The organism is Ekhidna lutea, from assembly GCF_900188325.1.
GTDB lineage: Bacteria > Bacteroidota > Bacteroidia > Cytophagales > Cyclobacteriaceae > Ekhidna > Ekhidna lutea.
In genome coordinates, this window is the sequence record NZ_FZPD01000004.1 from 274,772 (window position 1) to 292,799 (window position 18,028).

An 18,028-nucleotide genomic window follows, 5' to 3' on the forward strand; every position below is an offset into this window, starting at 1 on the left:
TATTTTTTAGTTCTGAGCATCGAATGCTTCCTTGTATTCCTTGATGGCTCGATAAATTCCAGAAGCAATATATGACTGCACATCCGGATTGTTTAATTCCTTTTCTTCCAACGGGTTGGAAAGGTAGCCAATTTCCACCAACACACTTGGCATTGCAGTACTCCACATGACGTAAAGACTAGACTGCTTTACGCCATAGCTTCTTCTTCCAGCTCGATTCTTTAATTGATCATCAATTAAACTAGCTAACAAAAGGCTGTTATCCTGATACGCCGACTGTGTGAGATTAAATAAAATATAAGATTCTTCAGACTGTGGATCAAAGTCATAATTTTTTTCATAATCCTCCTCAAGTAAGATTACTGAATTCTCTCGTTTCGCAACATCTAGAGCTCTTTCGGTATTTTGCGCACCCATTACGTATACTTCAGAGCCCTTAATGGATTGCTTTCTAGAGAGCGGTGTGGATTTTGGTAAGGAGTTTGCATGGATCGAAACAAACAAATCTGCATCATGGTTATTCGCTATTTCCGATCGTTTTTTCAGGTCAATAAAGGTATCATCAGTCCGAGTAAAAATCACCTCAATTCCCGATACATGTTTTTTAACATATTCCCCAACCTTAAGTGCGACTTGCAGAGCTACGTCTTTTTCCTTCGTGTAAGACCCCATCGTTCCGGGATCCTTTCCTCCATGTCCTGGATCAATCACAATTTTTGTGACAGCAAAACTTCTTTTTCCTATCGGATGAAATGAAGCTAAAACTAAAAATATGGTTAATCCGATGGGTAGTACTAGATTTCTCACGCCCTTTATTGTCTAAAATGAAATACTTTTACGCAAAAGTTAGAAAAACAGGCAAAAACAGCAGTTTTCAAATGCTACTCTCTTCAAAAAACTTGCCATTTATGCCAGCAAATAAACATCTCAAAGATAATTTGGTCATTGTTCATTTTCAAAAAAGCTTGTTGGATTGAGGTGGTTCATTTTACTTTTCTGTTCATTATTTTTTCTTGAGGCTTTTGCCCAGGAGGTTGATTCATTGGAATATGAATCAAATGAGGTCATTATTGCTCCAGATACTGCCAGGATTAATGGGGAAATAAAAACTGATTCAACCGCTGGAAATTCAAGAGTTTCTAGAAGAAGTGATATTGAAACTACTATAAACTATCATGCAAAAGATTCGCTCTTTTTCGACGTGAATAGTAGGGAGCTATTCCTCTATGGTGAAACACACATTGATTATGGTAACATTGCGCTTGATGCGGAGCGAACTGATGTAAACTGGGATAAAAGAACACTTCAGGCGAGATACATTACGGACTCTACGGGTAAAAAGATTGGAAAACCGGTCTTCACTGAAGGACCCGACACCTACGTAACGGATGATATACTCTACAATTTCAAATCGGAAAGGGCTTTAATTAAGGGTGTAGTAACCGAACAACAAGGTGGCTTTATGCATGGAGAGGATGTCAAGAAAAATGCAGAAGATGAACTATTCATCAGAGGTGCAGAATACACTACGTGTAACCTGGAAGACCCTCATTTTTCAATTAAATCTAGCAAGCTAAAGGTCATTCCAAATAATAAAGTTGTGTCCGGACCATTTAATATGCGTTTTAGAGACGTTCCAACTCCCCTCTTTTTTCCGTTTGGAATGTTTCCCCAACCAAAAGAAAAATCATCCGGGATAATAGTACCCTCATATGGGGAGGAACGAAGAAGGGGATTCTTTCTGAGAGGTGGTGGCTATTACTTTGCTATCAGTGACTACATAGATTTAAGACTAACAGGAGATATCTATTCTAAAGGGGGCAATGGTATAAATGCGGTTTCAAATTATTATAAACGATATTCATTTAGAGGAACGTTTAATCTCTCGCATAACAAATCTGTATCTGACGATCTGGAAAATCCTCTTGAAACGAATGATTACTGGGTAAGATGGAATCATACACCGGAATCAAGAGGTAATTCGTCCATTTCAGCGTCCGTTTCTGCGGGTACCTCATCGTACAATGACAATAACAATCTTGTCAATCAGGATTTTACCAGAAGTATAAACTCGCAGTTTACTTCTAACATCAGTTATAGAAAGACCTTTGCTGGTACTCCATTCAATATGTCCTCTAATTTGCGACATAGCCAAAATATCCAGACAGGAATTGTTAATCTCACCCTTCCTGACCTCACCGTAAATATGAATCGGATTTATCCATTCAAACAGGTAGTTAAATCAAGCAATTCACCTCTTGCTAAACTAAACTTCAGTCATAATTTTGTAGCGAAAAATGAACTTTCGAATGATAAAGTTCGAGATCCCTTTCAATTCGATGTTGCTAACAAAGACACTAAGTCGGACTCAGTGATTGCTTTCAATCAGGGCAACCTTGGTGAAATCTTCCGGCGTTCACAGATGGGTGGTAAGCATACGATTCCTATTTCAACATCCATGAGTGTATTGAAATATTTCACCATTAACCCAACCTTTAACTACACAGACTTTTGGTATACAAAAGAACTTCAATATGAATATTTGCCAGATGAGAATGCTGTACGTGTAGATACAGTGGACGGTTTTAGCAGAGCCGGTAGTTGGTCTACGGGAGCTTCACTTAATACACGGATTTATGGAACTGCTTTTTTCTCAAAAGGTAAAATTCAGGCCATTCGTCATGTTATGACGCCAAGTGTTTCTTTTAACTATAGCCCGGACTTTTCAGACTCAAAGTATGGTGTGTACAGCGATGTGCAGGTTGACTCGGATAGCACTTTTCAGAGAGTCAGCAAGTACCAGGGATTTGCTTATGGTTCTCCAAGCGGGGGCGAGAGTAAAACAATAGGATTTTCATTGTCCAATAACATTGAAATGAAGGTTGCAAGTAAAAAGGATACGGTTAATGGATTTAAAAAAGTAAAGCTCTTCGACAACTTAGGTCTAAGCAGTGGCTATAACATTGCCGCAGATTCTTTTAAGCTTAGTAATATCAACTTTAATGCGAGAACCAGCTTCTTTGATGGTAAAATCTCCGTTAATGTAACTGGATCACTGGATCCTTATGAATACTTGTTGATATCAGAAACCACCAATTCACAAGGAAACAGAATAGTTAATCAAAGACGCCTCAATCGATTTACCTGGAATAATGGCAATGGGGTCGGCAGGTTATCAAATCTAAACACCTCACTGAGTTTCAATTTATCGCCACGAGGGTCTCGTAAGAATAATACAAACAATGATCAAAATTCATTAAATGGACTAGGTAGCGATCAAGGAACAATTCCTCCGGATGACCAGGTTGGGTTTGACGGGTATTCTGATCATGAAAGACAGCAAGTTGAGCATATTCAGAATAATCCCGAAATGTATGTTGATTTCGCTGTGCCATGGACACTGAGAATGCAATACTCGATCAACAGAACACAGCGCGGATTTCAAGACGCAAGCATTAGACAAAGTTTCCAGTTTAGTGGGACCCTGGGGCTTACTGACAAAACCCAGCTTACATTTAACTCTGGCTATGATTTTGAAGCTAAAGATTTTACAACTACAAGACTAGGAATTTCGCGTGATCTTCACTGCTGGACAATGAACTTTGACTGGGTTCCTTTTGGTCGTTTCCAATCATATTTTCTTTCAATCAGGGTCAAATCCGCTGTGCTTCAGGATCTTAAGCTTGAGAAGCGCAGAAGCTTTTTCGACTTCTTCAATTAGTCGAAAAATCTGGAATTCAATGCGATTTGTATTTAAATTCATTGCTAATTATCAAAATAACCCCTAATTGACATGATTCAGCACATTGATTTTGCCCCTAAAGTGACCAAAAAAGGTGGTCTGTTTAAATCCGCCCAAATCGAAAGCTTCCATTCACTAATGGACGCAATGAACGAGTGGATTTCTTCTAACCCGATAGAGCTCGTTAATGTTGAAACCGTTTTATTACCTAATATCTATGATTCAGATGAGGAAGGAAGTGAAGACACTATGCTCGGAACAGGTCGCGAAAGCAGCTCTCATTGGTATCAGTTAATCCGAGTTTGGTATAAGGAATAATTATGTAAGACCCCCCTTTAAAATCAAAGGTTGTAATCTATCTAAACAACCCCCTAAGCCCCTGAATCCCCTATAATTCAGGGGCTTCTTTTTTACAATTAATCAGACTTTTTCAGAGCTAACCTTACCGGTTTAATCAATTAATAACAAACAATTCATGCTTATGAAAAAGTTTTTCTTTTCATTGATGGTGTGCCTCTTTGCGCTGACGCAAGTCCATGCTCAGAGGACGGTATCCGGAAAGGTCACCGACGATACAGGTGAAACCTTACCCGGGGTGAATGTGGTGATAAAAGGAACCACTACAGGAACAACTACAGATCTAGATGGTAACTACCGATTGCAGGTAAATGATGGAGACATCCTCATCTATTCATTTGTAGGGTTTGAAGCTCAGGAAATCAACGCTGGTACTCGATCCGTCATTGATGTGACGATGGGAGGAGCAACAGAGCTCCAGGAAGTTGTGGTCGTTGGTTATGGAGAGTCTACCACAAAAAAACTGACTGGATCAATCGATAAGGTTGATGCCAAAAAGTTTGAGCAGGTTCCACTTCCAAGTTTTGACAACATTCTTCAAGGAAATGTCGCTGGCCTTAATGTACAGGGAACAAGCGGTATGCCAGGTGGTGCAACAAATGTACGACTTAGAGGAATTGGATCAATCAACGCTGGAAGTGCGCCGCTTTATGTATTGGATGGCGTTCCAATCAACGTGGGAGATTTGTCCCGGGATCAACAAACAGCTAATGCTTTGGCTTCATTAAATCCGAATGACATTGAGAATGTGACGGTGCTGAAGGATGCTTCCGCTGCTGCTATTTATGGTTCAAGAGCTGCAAATGGTGTAATCATTATAACCACGAAAAAAGGTAAGCCTGGTCAGACCAAGTTTACACTTCGTGTTCAGCAAGGTGTTTCCGAAAGAAGGGACGATCCATTTGATGTAATGAACTCAGCACAGTTTACAGAGTATATGAGAGAAGCAGTTGTTAATGCTGGAGGTAATCCGGATGATGCCGGATCTGCATCAACGTATTATCCAATTGCTCCTGACACTGTTGATACACCTTGGCTTGATCTTGCCTTTCAGGACGGTTCACTCAAGAGTTATGAGCTATCGGCAAGCGGTGGCGATGATAAGACACGATTCTTCATTTCCGGTTCATTTTTAGATCAGGAAGGAATCGCTGTTCAAACACAGCTTGAAAGATTCACATCCAGGTTCAATATTGATCACTCAGCAACTGAGAAATTAACCTTCGGAGTGAACCTGACAATTGCTAATGCAAAGCAAAATGGACGATATGGAGCAGGAACATCATTTGGTGACCCTATTTATGGTGGTATGTATCTTTCCCCTCTGTACCGAATTTATGCAACACAAGAACAAATTGATAATGGTGAAGATAGAGGTACAGGCTTCAACTTTAACACCCCAGGATTTTCAAACCATAATCATGTTGCCACGCAGGCATTAAGCTCCAATGTTGCAAATACATTCAGAACGACTGGTAAAGTTTACCTGAATTATGACCTTTTAGAAGGGCTTACTTTCAATCAAAGTGTGGGTCTGGATATGGTAAGAATTAATGAAGACAGCTGGACTTCTCAGAATCACCCGGATGGTGTTAATGATGGAGGCTTTGTTACAGCGGTTTCAACGTTCAACAGGGATTATGTAATCACAAGTACGCTGAATTATAACACGTCATTCAATGATGTGCACAATATAACCGTACTAGCAGGTAACGAATTTCAGAGTGCCAATAGAGAGTCTATTGATGTAACAGCTAACAATTTCCCATCGGATAAATTAAGAACCATTAACTCGGGAGCAGAAAACTTTGGGTATGGGGCCTTCGGTACTGAGTGGTCAATATGGGGAATATTCTCCAGGGTTAATTACAACTTCGACGAAAGGTATTTTGTTGATGTTAGTGTCCGAAGAGATGGATCTTCAAGATTTGGGGCCAATAACCGATTTGCTACATTCTATTCAGTAGGTGCTGGTTGGAATATCGTAGATGAGTCTTTCTTCAATGTAAGCTTTGTAGATCAATTGAAACTACGAGGTAGTTGGGGTACTTCTGGAAATCAGTCAATCGACAACTTTGCCTCAAGAGGATTGTACCAATTTGGGTCATATGATGGACAATCTGTGAGTTTTCCTTCACAATTGGACAACCCTGATCTTACATGGGAACAAAGCCAGCAGGTAGATATTGGAATAGACTATAGCCTATTTCAGGGTCGCCTGAATGGATCCATTGATTACTATAATAAGGAAACAACTGACATGTTGTTGGAAGTGCCTATTTCAAGAACGACCGGATTTGAAGAATTAGACCAAAATCTTGGAACAATGGTAAACAAAGGATGGGAATTCACATTGAGTTCCGTAAACCTTCAAATGGGTGATTTCTCATGGGCAACCGATTTCAATATATCTGTAAATGACAATGAAATTACAAGCTTGCCAGAAGGGGCCGATATCCCTGATGGTAACAATATTCAGCGTGTGGGTGAGTCAGTAAATTCCTGGTATATGCCTGTTTATGCTGGAGTAAACCCAGCTAATGGTGCCCCACTTTGGTATGATGAAGATGGAAATGTTGTAACAGCATACGGTCAGGCTGATCGCCAAATTGTTGGAAACCCTGTTGCCAATGTCCTTTCTGGCTTGACTAACACGTTCCAGTACAAGGGGCTTTCTTTATCTGCCTTCCTATTCTTAAGTCATGGAAATGACGTGTATAGAAGTGTTTCGAGATTTATCAATAGTGATGGATCAAGATTTGGAAGGAATCAGAGTACTGAGCAGCTCAGAAGATGGCAACAGCCAGGTGACATCACCGATGTGCCGATAATTAAGCAAGGCAATACAGATGGTGGAAACAATGCTTCAACTCGACAAATCCATGATGGCTCATTCTTGAGATTGAGAAATGTAACAGTTGCATATAACCTACCCGCTAATATGGCTTCTAAGATGAAGCTGACTAGTGTGAGAATTTATGCTCAGGGACAAAATGTAAAAACATGGACTAAGTATCCAGGACTTGACCCGGAAGTAGGTATTGATGGAGTAGACTTTGGATTATATCCTCAGCCACGCTCATACACCGTGGGAATTGATATTGGATTTTAATAAAACTCAAAAAGTATGAAATCATATAATAAATTATATAAAATCGGCTTAGCCCTGGTTGTAATACTAGGTGTTAGCTGTTCAGATCAACTTGAAGTTGAACCTCAACAGTCAGTTTCAACAGATGCTGCTTTTGAGACCCTCAATGATTTTGAAAATGCAGTGATTGGTTTGTACTCAGGCCTCCAGGATGGGGCTTATTATGGTAGAAACTTTCCTTCATTAATGGACGCTTCATCGGATAACGGAAATATTCCTGATGGAGCTGGTGCAAGGTTAACCGTCTATTATACATTGGAACTAAATCCAACGAATACTACGGTCAGTAACTGGACACAGGCCTACAATGTTATCGGCCGTGCTAATCAAATCATTAATCGGATCGATGATATTGAAGGTGATCAGGCACAAAAGGATCAGCTTAAAGCTGAGGCATTGTTTGTACGAGCACTTTGCCATTTCGATATCATGAGAATTTATGCTCATGATTACAATTTCACTTCAGATCAATCTCATTTGGGCGTTCCTTATGTAACTACCAATGAAATTGGAACTCCTGCAAGAGACGTCACAAGCACAGTATTTACTAACATCATGGATGACTTAAATACTGCGGAGACACTCATGAGCAACGCTACTTCTGCCGGAGCAAACAGATCCAGCACAATGGCTGTAGTGGGTCTAAGAGCTCGAGTAAATCTCTATATGGGTGATTACACAAATGCACTTGCTGATGCCAATGAAGTGATTAATACAGGAGGTTATACACTGGGAAGTTATACTGCTGGAACAACAATAGATGGTGATGGAAACACCAATAACGTGATTGATGAGTGGGCTACCGGGACACCTCGATCAGAGGATATCCTGGTCATTTTTGCAAATAACACAAATGATACAAATTATCCCGGACTGGAAGGTCTTGCGTCTATTTACAATAGAGTAGATGGGTACGGAGACCTTGGCCCTAGTGATGATATTGTTGCTCAGTATGATCCTGCTGATATTAGAAACCTGTGGTATCGAAATATCGGTGGTGTGAACTTTGTGAATAAGTATCCTGGAAACGACGGAAACACAAGGTTCTTTAATTACCCGGTACTTCGTTTGTCGGAGATGATTCTTATTCAGGCTGAATGTCTTGCCAGAGATGGTCAAAACACTGCTGCTCAGAATGCAATCAACCTGATTACTGCAAGAGCAAACGCTCCAGCAATTACAAGTACTGGAAATGCATTAATTAATGACATACTCGCAGAAAGAAGAAGGGAGCTTGCATTTGAGGGTCATAGGTATGGAGATATTAAACGTCTTCAGATGGATATTGACAGAGGCTCTGGATGCACACTTACAAATGGTAACTGTGTAATACCATATGGTGATAAGCTATTTGCCTGGCCAATTCCTCAAGAAGAAACGGATGCTAATCCAAACATGCAGCAAGATGCACTTTGGACTGCATTCCTTGGGGGTTAATTCTTAATACTTAAAGTGAATAAAGATGAAAATGTTAAATAAACTATATACACTACTGTTTGCTGCCATACTAATGGTAGGAGTCAGTTGTTCGGAAACAGAAACTCAGGCCATTATAACTGAGCAGTTTATCGCTTTTGACACAGAATCAGCAGTAATACTTGAAAACAGTCCCGATTCGGCAGTTATTCAGGTTTTAATGGCTGCTGCATTGCAATCAAGTGATATTACTGTTGATTATAACCTGGAAATAACAGCGGGAGATGCTGATGACTTTACGTTATCAAACACCTCCGGATCGCTAACTATTCCGGCTGGTCAGGCAAGTGCTTCACTTGAAATACATCCGATTGACAATGTCTTTTCTGATGGAGATAAAGTTCTTGTATTTACAATCACAAATGTAAGTGGCGGTGATTTCACAATTGGATTGCCAGGCCCTGACGGAAATAATGCTTCTGTAACTGTGACCATTGGAGATGATGACTGCCCTATTGACCTGGATGCATATGTGGGTGAATGGGTATACATCGATGCAATCGGAAAACCGGGCAGTTGCTGCGAGGGTAGCTCTCTGAACGGTTTTGGATTCACAAACTCAGGAGGCAATGCTACTTTAACGGCAGACCCATCTGATCCGTCCGGAACCACAGCGATCTTCTCAGGAGGTCCGTTTGGCAGTGACTATACGATTAAGTTCCTGACATGCCCACAAGAAGTAATCGCGCTAGGAACAACTGATTCCTTCGTTGGGGTTGGATCATGGAACATGCCTCAAGGGCAAACAAACGGAGTTTATACCGAAACTACTATCTCTGTCGTTGGCGGACTTGGTGGTAATGGTGATTTCGAAATGATGTTCGAAAAAGCTGATTAAACTTTGATTTTTAATTAATAAAAGGGCATTGGTGAATCAATGCCCTTTTTTATGATTTTAACATATGAAAAAAATTATATGCTTTGGTGTTATCGTTTTGTCTTTTGTTTTCACACCAAAAACTTATTCACAAGGAGTCATTAGCTTAACTGGAGCTGGCAGGCAGCATGATGTTGAGTCATGGCTCGAACGAAATAAACTAAGATCATTTAATGAAAATAACGAGTCAGTAGGTGAAAGGTATCTGTTTGAAGAATGGAAACCTGGATCGGTTGAAACTACAGATGGAATAAAACTCTCAGAAGTAGAATTAAAGTATGACCTATTGCTGGATATTCTCATAGGTAAACTACCAGGAGGAGCTGTATCTCTCAAAAAAAATAATATTCTACACTTCAGCATAACTGAGGGTGGACAAACCTTAAACTTTAAAACATTATCTGTCGATGATGAAAAAGTATTTGCGCAATCCATCCATGAAGGAAAAAGACTAAACCTATTCAAAAGGCATTCTGTGAAGCTGATTAAGAAAGATGACGGCAATCAAGCTTATGGTAGTGGTATTGCTTACGATAAATATGTGAGTAGAGAAGAGTTTATTGTGAAAAAAGGTAATGAAGCTGCGATATCCATAAAGCCATCCAAAAGATCAGTAACTAAACTACTAAATGATCGGGAGGAACAGATTAGAGAATTCATGAAGAAAAACAGTCTCAATGTGAAGAATGAAAATGAGTTAAAGAAAGTATTTGAGTATTATGAAAGCATTACTAATTAAGATCACCATTGGTTTTATCGCACTTTTATCAAGCGTTAAAGCCCACTCTCAAGAAAATCACAAAACGTGCGGAACAATACTGACCGAGGAATCACAACAGTTGATAGCTGACCATCTGATCTCACCTCATAGAGTTAGAATCTCAAGCGATCCAATGAGGTTGGCAATAAAAGCTCATATCATTAGAAAAAGTGATGGCACAGGTGGATTATCAGAAAGCCAGCTGACATCAGCACTGGAAAAAGTCAATAACTTTTATGGCAATGCCGGGCTCGAATTCTTTCTGTTCGGAGACATTGACTATGTTGATAATGATGAATTCTATGATTTCAATTCCGACTCAGAACAGGCACTTGCTAATGAAAGGGATGTTCCTAATACAATCAATATCTACTTTGCTAATACGGTAACGTCCGGCTCTGATCCATTGTGCGGTTATGCATACTTTCCGGGTAATCCAGACCGAATACTTATGGACAATAGCTGTACGGTAAATGGAACTACCCTTTCTCACGAGATTGGTCATTATTTAACATTATATCATACCCATGGAAAAACTAATAATGGAACCACAGATGAGCTGGTAGATGGCAGCAATTGCGAAACAGCGGGTGATGACGTGTGTGACACACCTGCAGACCCCAACTTAACTGGAAAAGTAAACAGCAACTGTCAATACACCGGTAACCTGAGAGATACCAACGGAGATTTATATCAGCCAAACACTGAAAATGTGATGTCATATGCTCCGCAAGACTGTCGTAGGATCTTTTCCACCGGCCAATACAGCCGGGCGTTTTCCGGTTATATGAGCTTTCGCAGCTATCTAAATCAGAAAAACTATGCAGCTGATTTTGGTATAAGTCAAAGCATCGCTTGTGCAGGCGAGGAAGTCGAGTTAACCAACATGTCACTGGGAAATTATGAAAGCATTGAATGGCGATTGCCGGAAGCTTCTGTTGCATCAACAACAGATGAAAATCCAAGGATTACTTATAGCAGCCCTGGAACATATGATGTAGAATTGACTATTAATGGCGATGATGGTGGAACCGATATAAAACTGCTTGAAAATGCCGTTAAAATCATACCGCAACCTTCATCACCTGATGCTTCTTTGGAGATGGGTTTCGAAATGGAAGAAATTGATGAGGCAAGCCTTCATTCACCTGGAGATACTTTTAGTTTCAGTATTGAAAATGCAGGATCAGAAAGTGAACAATCATTCTCTATGCAATTTCATGGCTATGAAAATAGAAATGCTGTCGATTATTACCTACTAAGTCCGCTCGAAAACCCAGGCGAGATGGACTATGTAATTAGTTTTGATTACGCCTTTACATATTTCTCAGATGGAACATCAGAGCGAATTGATGAAATAAACATCCTATCAAAAGGGTGTGGTCCTCAGAAGCAGGTCTGGTCGGCAAATGGCAAAACGGATGCTACGGCTAATGCTAAAAGTCAATCTTTTGTTCCTAAACCAGCAGAATGGAATCATGTGGAAACATACGTTCCATTCGATCCTGAGAGCAATTTTGTGCAATTATTCATTGAAGCTAAAAACAGCAACGGAAATAATTTTTATATAGACAATCTTCAGATTAGCTACACTTCTCAAATTGTAATTAGAAGTATTGCCGTAACAGCTGAGCAATGTGCCGGCGATCAAAATGGTGTAATTGAAGTAGACGCAAGCTTTAACGGTAATGAAATTTCTTATTCATTAGATGGAGAAAACTATCAATCAAGTGGGTTATTTGAAGGTCTGTCTGCTGGTGATTATGAAGTATTTGTGAAAAGTGGTAATGATATTATTAGCGAAAGTGTTTCGGTCAATGTAATCAGTCAGAAACCCGCCAAACCATCAATCATTTTTTCAAACAATGAACTCAGACTGCTTGCATCTGCTTTCGAGATTGAGTGGTATCATAATGAGGTACTCATTGACGATTCAGGTGCAACAAAAATTCCTTTTGCGGGAAACGGAGATTACTATGTGATAGTAAGAAACAAATCCGGTTGTGAAAACATTTCTGATGTCTTTACGGTCTTAGGTTCTGAAATGCCAGTGAGTAGTGTTTCCGTTTACCCAAATCCTGCCTCTGAGAAAATAATCATTGAAACCGTTCAAGGTTTAGAAATTTCAATTTATGACCTGACAGGAAGGATTTTTGTTGAGGCAAGCATAATAAAGGGCATAACAGAGTTGTCATTAAACGACATGAATGAGGGGGTGTATCTGGTCAGGATAATATCTGAGGATGGTATAGAGACCAAAAAGATTGTGATTGATCATTAATTGCAAAGAACTAATCTGATAATAAATTTTAACCGTTCGATCCGGTCTATTCCAAAAAAACAGACACTTGCAATAGCTTCAGCCAAAACCACAGTGCGGGGCACTCTATGCCCCCTTTTATACTCAAGCTTGGGAGTGAACTCCCAAACTTGAGGGTGAGCAATAATCTAGTGCAAATCGGGTCACCTTATAGGGTCATTTACCAATTAGCCAGAAATTCTGAATTTGATTGATCACTGCGAGATAAAAAACTTTTTAGGGCTTGTGTCTAAAAAGTATTTGAAATCCTTAATAAGGTGTGATTGATCATAATACCCACATTGGTAAGTCAGCTCTGTCAGGCTTTGCTCTTCATTTTCATTGTATGAATTAATGAAGCAATTGATTTTTTCAATTCTGCAAAACTCTTTCGGGGTAAGTCCTATTTCCTTATTAAAATGTTGTTCCAGCTTAGACTTGCTCACATTAAGAGATGAGTAAATTTCTTTTACTGAAATAGTCCCGCTGGTGTGACGTATTTGATCTATTGAGTCCAGAATAGTCATATTATAGTTGAACACTTCCATTCCCATGGCACACATTTCCTGAATCAGGTCACTGGCCTGGTAGACATCATTATGATCAAATGCATTTTTCAATGCTTTTACCATCATTTCAGAGCGTCCCATAGCAAATACTCCATTGCACAGCTCCTTTAGCTTTAATGCAATACTTCTGGCGTATATAGGGTTAATCTTCAGGATTAAGCTTTTAACACCCTCATTGAGGAGAATCTCCGCTCCCCTCCGCCGAGGCATTAAAAAATAGATATTCCCGTAAGTCATCTTAAGTGACCTTACACTCCCTATTGATTTTAATGTTAAATCGCCATCTAAAGGGATAATAATCTCAGCCTTATTGTCCGGCACCATCACAAATTTTTGTGGTTTACCTGCCGTTTTGAGTTTAATCATTGCATCTACAATGAGTAACTCTTCTTTTAGTCCTTTTTCTTGAGTATACATTATTGGTGAATTGTTTCATCCAAAACGTATTACTAAGGCCTGCTACTTATTGATTTTCAGGTACATATGTAAACAATCGTGATTCTTTATATAAAAAATCACGCTTTTTTACACTCCGAAAACTATGAGGTAGGGTATTTGCTATTTGGCTTGTTTTAGCGCTCTGTATTGTGTTGGAGACATTCCTGTATCTCCTTTGAAAGCATTGTAGAAAGAAACTTTATTGGAAAAACCAGATTCATCAGCAATCGCTTCAATTGTATAATGATCGAACTTTCCACCTGTTAATAGCTCCTTAGAGTGTTCAATCCTGAACGAATTGATGAATTTATTGAAATTGCCACTGCTGAACTTGTTGATCGCTCGAGATACATAGCGCTCGTTGCAGGAGAGCTCTTTTGCAAGATCTGAGATTTTCAGGCTTTTGTTGAGAAAATATTGCTCGGCCTCTATTAGTTCGATGGTCTTATTATAAATAGCCTTCAATTCTTCTTCATCAAGTCCGTTTTGCTCATCAGATTGTTGCTTAGGTCTATATCTGGTATACCATATCAAGGCAACCCCCAATAAGGTCAGGCCTATTGCGATCATTGTCCAATTCACTTTGAGTCTTTGTTACTTAACAAGTGATAAAGCTAACTACCCCAATTGGTGAGAAAAATCTTCTTTTTTACAGTTAGACTGTTTCAGCCATTTTTACAATTATCCAATACGGTGCTACTCTATTCTTGTATTCCTCTTCATACTTAACAGAGGGGTTTCGGGTTACTATTCGGCCCCTCTTTTTTTTAAAAGGTCATTTCGCCTGATGGATCACAATTAGGTTTCACCCATTTTTACAATTCTACAATTCGGTTAGAAGATATAATTGCGAACCTCTTATATTAACTAGTTATTTGGTTAGCTAGGGAGGGGACGGATCATTTTCGCCCCCTCTTTTTTCTCCCATCAAATTTTCTGATAGAATTATTCTAAGATTTCAGCTTGAAAATTCGGAGTTATTACAAAAGTTAAGAACTTGAAATACTTTTTTTACGTTAAAAAATGTAGATTTGGTAGAACAATCAGCTAAAGTGTCAACCATGAAAAAGAAAAGAGACAACTGGCTCAATTTCAAGAATATCATACATTATGCATTTGATGACATGTGGACGAGCATGTGGCGCTTTCTTTTGAAAAGACAGAATAGATTCCATCAGCATCACGCGCATCATGAGAATGATTAATTACATCAAATAAGAATTTATCAAGAAGTCGACCAACAGTCGACTTTTTTTATTTTAAATAAATTCGACCCCACGCAACCATTGGCAGTCTTGCTGCATCTACCCCATGAAGGTCAAAACCATGCTGCGAATAAATAAGTCACTAACCGAAGAAGAACTACTGGAGGGCTGCCGAAAGGGCAAAGCTTCAGCGCAGCGAGGATTATATGACCGACTAGCTCCCAAAATGTTGGGAGTTTGCCTCAGATACATAAAGGACCGTGAAGAAGCAGAACATATAATGATCGGAGGCATTGTTAAAGTTTTTGAAAAATTAGATCAATTTAAAAGTGAGGGAAGCTTCGAGGGTTGGGTCAGAAGAATAATCGTAAACGATTGCCTGATGTACATCAGAAAAAATCGGAATATGTCGCTGGAAACAGACATAGACAATGTTTCAGATAGTCCTAACCTCAGTGTAATGGAAGATTCACTGGATAAAGCAGACCTATTAAAACTGATCAGTGAACTACCTGTAGGATACAGGACAGTTTTTAACCTCTACGCAATAGAGGGTTACAGCCATGCTGAAATAGCTAAGCAGTTAGACATCAATGAGAATACCTCTAAGTCTCAGCTTAGCAGAGCTAGAAAATGGCTTCAGGCTCGGCTAATTGAAATGGAAAAAGAAATTGAAAATACATATACCAATGGATCATCAAAACATTGATAGGTTATTTAGAGAAAAGCTAGGTCAGATGGAAGCAAATCCATCTCCAAATGCCTGGTCCAAGGTCGAAAAACAGATTCGTCCCAAAAAGACACCTGTGGTGTATTGGGTTGCGGCATCCGTTGCAATCATCCTTACCTCCTGGATAGTTTGGCCTACAAATGAAGCATCTTCATTTACACCTTTAGCTTCTGATGTGAACCACCCAATTAAACAGGACCTTCCGGAAATGGTGCTCCCAGAAATAGATAAGAAAGACGATGTGAAAACTCAACAAAAACGAGCTACCAGCAGACCACAAACACAGTTTGCTGTAATAGAGCCAAATAAGACTCAGGTTGAGATAGATAAGGTACCATTAGAGGAAGTTGAACCAAAAACGATGGTTGCAGAGGTTGAAATAGAAGAGCTTCCTACAATAGAGAAAATCGAGGAATCTGCAACTAAACCAGCGTTCAGGGCAGTGAAAATCACGTACATAGCGTCAAATCAGAATCAAAATACGACCTCTCAAAAGGCAGATTCTACAGGAGCCTTAAAGAAATTCATTGCTTTTGCAGAAAAAATTGACCCGGGAGATATGTTGGCCGACATCAAAACGGCAAAGGATAATCTGCTCAACGGCGGATTTAAGGATAAAAAGGACAGAAACTCATTATAAAGTAAAAGGACATGACTAGTAAACATAAAATACACACCAAATTGAAATTGTTTTTCACGCTTTTCCTGGCAACCCTAATGTTGCCAGCCATGACAGCTGAAGCAGGTGATCCTAAACAGGATACGGTGATCATTGAGCTGAATAACAACAGCAAAATAGTAATCGTAACCAAATCAAGGGCAGATCTTGCCGGATTAGAAAACTATGATATCAATCAAATGATCAAAGATTTAAACGCTCAGCTTTCTGATAGTGTAGAATACATGGAAATAAGTGATGGAAAAGCATACGTGAATGATGATGACGAGGTAGAGATTAAGGACTGGAAAATCAATGACGATGAAGTTCGTATAAAACTTGGAGGTGTAGAAGTAGATGTAGATCCTGACGATGTTGATGATTGGGATGAGGACGACTGGGAAGATCGAAAAAAAGTAACATATGAAGCTGATCGTGTAGACAGAACGTCTCATCACTTTAACATAGATATAGGGTTGAATAACTGGCTTGATGATGGAGAGTTTCCGGATGCAAATAATTCTCCTTATTCAGTAAAACCATTTGGCTCCTGGTATGTAGGCCTTAACAGTATCAACAGAACCTGGGTAGGCGGCCCAATGTTTCTGGAATGGGGTCTGGGGATAAACTGGTACAACTGGAAGCTTGAAGATGCGGACTATATCATTGAAGAAGGCTCGGAGAGAATCGAATTTAACCAAGTTCCTAATACAATTAGTGGACAGAAAAGCAAGCTAACCGCATCTTATATTAATGCTTCAGTGGTTCCGATGTTTGACTTTTCCCGAGGTAGAAGAAAAATAACCAGTATAGAGTCCGGTGGGGTTAAAATAAAAAAATACTCAAGAAAAGGATTTCGATTTGGAGTGGGCGGCTATGCCGGATATAGAATTGGAAGCCACACCAAGTACGTTTTCAAAGATGGTGGAAACAAAGAAAAGGATAAGGAAAGAGATAATTTTTACCTTGAAAACTTCCGTTATGGGCTTAGAGCACAGGTGGGCTGGAAAGGTGTGGAGCTCTTTGCAACATACGACTTGAACGAAGTGTTCTCTCCAAACCGAGGACCGCTGGATGTCGACGGCAATAATACAAAGCTGCAGGCAGTTAGTTTCGGCATCACACTTTGATGAACCATTTAGAACAAGCTAAAAAGCGCTACCCTGGTGGCGCTTTTTTTTATTTGTTCTGATGAAGAACTTTCCTATCCTCCTTTGATAAACGCATATCTCTCACAATTTTATCCTCAGAAGGCCTTAAAAAAGAATACTGCACCAATACCGCAAAATAGATAATCACGTAGATAAATGAAGGAACAATCCACATAGCCAGAGCAGATAGGATTCCTGCAATTGCTAAAATGAAATATTTATATAGATTTTTCTTCTTAAACTCTTTTAACTTCTCATTGAGTGTCATTTCTTCACTCAATTGATATCGTACGTTTGGTCCTTTGTACGCATACCATATTGCAAAAGCTGTCAATGAAAGGATGATTGGCATAAAAACATACCCAAGAAGTGTCGAATGCTGGCTCATCTTACCTCCCGAATCCCACTCAAGAAAAAGCAAAGCAAATGGAACTAGCGTCAGTGCAATGATACCATGATAGATTTGGTATAGCTGATGATGATAATCCTTCCATCTAAGGTTTTTTTCCTCCATTCTGCAAAGGAATAAAATAATGGAATCATAACCATTTAGAAATTTTCAACGTATATTACTATGATATCATTTTAATATCATTTCCTAAAATCATAAATATA

15 protein-coding genes are annotated in these 18,028 nt (G+C 39.4%); 11 read left to right on the top strand and 4 right to left on the bottom strand.

Annotated elements, in window-relative coordinates:
- Positions 1–6: 6 nt before the first annotated feature.
- On the bottom strand, positions 7–807 hold the full coding sequence (locus tag CHB71_RS12345; protein WP_245811266.1) for an N-acetylmuramoyl-L-alanine amidase family protein: 801 nt from the start codon (positions 805–807) through the stop codon (positions 7–9).
- Between the two features lie 166 nt (positions 808–973).
- Between CHB71_RS12345 and CHB71_RS12350 the strand changes: the two genes are divergently transcribed.
- From CHB71_RS12350 to CHB71_RS12380, 7 genes are all read left to right on the top strand, one after another.
- Positions 974–3,721 carry a putative LPS assembly protein LptD gene (locus CHB71_RS12350; protein ID WP_089357233.1) on the top strand — a complete coding sequence of 916 codons (2,748 nt, stop codon included), beginning with the start codon at positions 974–976 and terminating at the stop codon, positions 3,719–3,721.
- Positions 3,722–3,793: 72 nt separating this feature from the next.
- On the top strand, positions 3,794–4,060 hold the full coding sequence (locus CHB71_RS12355) for a hypothetical protein (RefSeq protein ID WP_089357234.1): 267 nt from the start codon (positions 3,794–3,796) through the stop codon (positions 4,058–4,060).
- Between the two features lie 163 nt (positions 4,061–4,223).
- Positions 4,224–7,211, top strand: coding sequence for a SusC/RagA family TonB-linked outer membrane protein (locus CHB71_RS12360; protein WP_179213405.1), 2,988 nt, complete (start codon positions 4,224–4,226; stop codon positions 7,209–7,211).
- A 15-nt stretch (positions 7,212–7,226) separates the two neighbouring features.
- A complete protein-coding gene (locus tag CHB71_RS12365) occupies positions 7,227–8,687 on the top strand; it encodes a RagB/SusD family nutrient uptake outer membrane protein (RefSeq protein WP_089357236.1) in 1,461 nt (486 codons plus the stop codon).
- 25 nt (positions 8,688–8,712) lie between these two features.
- The gene (locus CHB71_RS12370; protein WP_089357237.1) at positions 8,713–9,564 is read left to right on the top strand and encodes a hypothetical protein; all 852 of its coding nucleotides are present in this window, start codon (positions 8,713–8,715) and stop codon (positions 9,562–9,564) included.
- Positions 9,565–9,628: 64 nt separating this feature from the next.
- Complete coding sequence (locus tag CHB71_RS12375) at positions 9,629–10,342, top strand: hypothetical protein (RefSeq protein WP_089357238.1); 714 nt, start codon at positions 9,629–9,631, stop codon at positions 10,340–10,342.
- Positions 10,323–12,644, top strand: coding sequence for a T9SS type A sorting domain-containing protein (locus CHB71_RS12380; protein WP_089357239.1), 2,322 nt, complete (start codon positions 10,323–10,325; stop codon positions 12,642–12,644). The genes CHB71_RS12375 and CHB71_RS12380 overlap by 20 nt, the downstream gene beginning before the upstream one ends.
- Positions 12,645–12,877: 233 nt before the next feature.
- On the opposite strand, the gene CHB71_RS12385 is transcribed toward CHB71_RS12380, so the two are convergent.
- Positions 12,878–13,648: an AraC family transcriptional regulator gene (locus CHB71_RS12385; RefSeq protein ID WP_089357240.1), complete on the bottom strand. Its 771-nt coding sequence runs from the start codon at positions 13,646–13,648 to the stop codon at positions 12,878–12,880.
- 141 nt (positions 13,649–13,789) lie between these two features.
- Complete coding sequence (locus tag CHB71_RS12390) at positions 13,790–14,239, bottom strand: helix-turn-helix domain-containing protein (RefSeq protein WP_089357241.1); 450 nt, start codon at positions 14,237–14,239, stop codon at positions 13,790–13,792.
- A gap of 491 nt (positions 14,240–14,730) precedes the next feature.
- Between CHB71_RS12390 and CHB71_RS18825 the strand changes: the two genes are divergently transcribed.
- From CHB71_RS18825 to CHB71_RS12405, 4 genes are all read left to right on the top strand, one after another.
- Complete coding sequence (locus CHB71_RS18825; protein ID WP_179213406.1) at positions 14,731–14,874, top strand: hypothetical protein; 144 nt, start codon at positions 14,731–14,733, stop codon at positions 14,872–14,874.
- Positions 14,875–14,995: 121 nt separating this feature from the next.
- The gene (locus tag CHB71_RS12395) at positions 14,996–15,583 is read left to right on the top strand and encodes an RNA polymerase sigma factor (protein WP_245811270.1); all 588 of its coding nucleotides are present in this window, start codon (positions 14,996–14,998) and stop codon (positions 15,581–15,583) included.
- Positions 15,564–16,244 (top strand): hypothetical protein, encoded by a 681-nt coding sequence (locus tag CHB71_RS12400; protein WP_089357243.1) that lies wholly within the window; start codon positions 15,564–15,566, stop codon positions 16,242–16,244. Before CHB71_RS12395 ends, CHB71_RS12400 begins: the two co-directional genes overlap by 20 nt.
- Before the next feature lie 89 nt (positions 16,245–16,333).
- Positions 16,334–17,392, top strand: coding sequence for a hypothetical protein (locus CHB71_RS12405; RefSeq protein ID WP_144017413.1), 1,059 nt, complete (start codon positions 16,334–16,336; stop codon positions 17,390–17,392).
- A 49-nt stretch (positions 17,393–17,441) separates the two neighbouring features.
- Here the strand turns inward: CHB71_RS12405 and CHB71_RS12410 are convergent, their stop codons facing one another.
- Entirely contained in the window at positions 17,442–17,927 is a 486-nt protein-coding gene (locus CHB71_RS12410; protein WP_089357245.1) for a hypothetical protein, read from the bottom strand.
- Positions 17,928–18,028: the final 101 nt, after the last annotated feature.

Coding starts and splice junctions, on each gene's coding strand:
- CHB71_RS12355 (WP_089357234.1), top strand. CDS start 3,794: ATGATTCAGCACATTGATTTTGCCCCTAAAGTGACCAAAAAAGGTGGT.
- CHB71_RS12360 (WP_179213405.1), top strand. CDS start 4,224: ATGAAAAAGTTTTTCTTTTCATTGATGGTGTGCCTCTTTGCGCTGACG.
- CHB71_RS12365 (WP_089357236.1), top strand. CDS start 7,227: ATGAAATCATATAATAAATTATATAAAATCGGCTTAGCCCTGGTTGTA.
- CHB71_RS12370 (WP_089357237.1), top strand. CDS start 8,713: ATGAAAATGTTAAATAAACTATATACACTACTGTTTGCTGCCATACTA.
- CHB71_RS12375 (WP_089357238.1), top strand. CDS start 9,629: ATGAAAAAAATTATATGCTTTGGTGTTATCGTTTTGTCTTTTGTTTTC.
- CHB71_RS12380 (WP_089357239.1), top strand. CDS start 10,323: ATGAAAGCATTACTAATTAAGATCACCATTGGTTTTATCGCACTTTTA.
- CHB71_RS12385 (WP_089357240.1), bottom strand. CDS start 13,648: ATGTATACTCAAGAAAAAGGACTAAAAGAAGAGTTACTCATTGTAGAT.
- CHB71_RS12390 (WP_089357241.1), bottom strand. CDS start 14,239: ATGATCGCAATAGGCCTGACCTTATTGGGGGTTGCCTTGATATGGTAT.
- CHB71_RS18825 (WP_179213406.1), top strand. CDS start 14,731: ATGAAAAAGAAAAGAGACAACTGGCTCAATTTCAAGAATATCATACAT.
- CHB71_RS12395 (WP_245811270.1), top strand. CDS start 14,996: ATGCTGCGAATAAATAAGTCACTAACCGAAGAAGAACTACTGGAGGGC.
- CHB71_RS12400 (WP_089357243.1), top strand. CDS start 15,564: ATGGATCATCAAAACATTGATAGGTTATTTAGAGAAAAGCTAGGTCAG.
- CHB71_RS12405 (WP_144017413.1), top strand. CDS start 16,334: ATGACAGCTGAAGCAGGTGATCCTAAACAGGATACGGTGATCATTGAG.
- CHB71_RS12410 (WP_089357245.1), bottom strand. CDS start 17,927: ATGGAGGAAAAAAACCTTAGATGGAAGGATTATCATCATCAGCTATAC.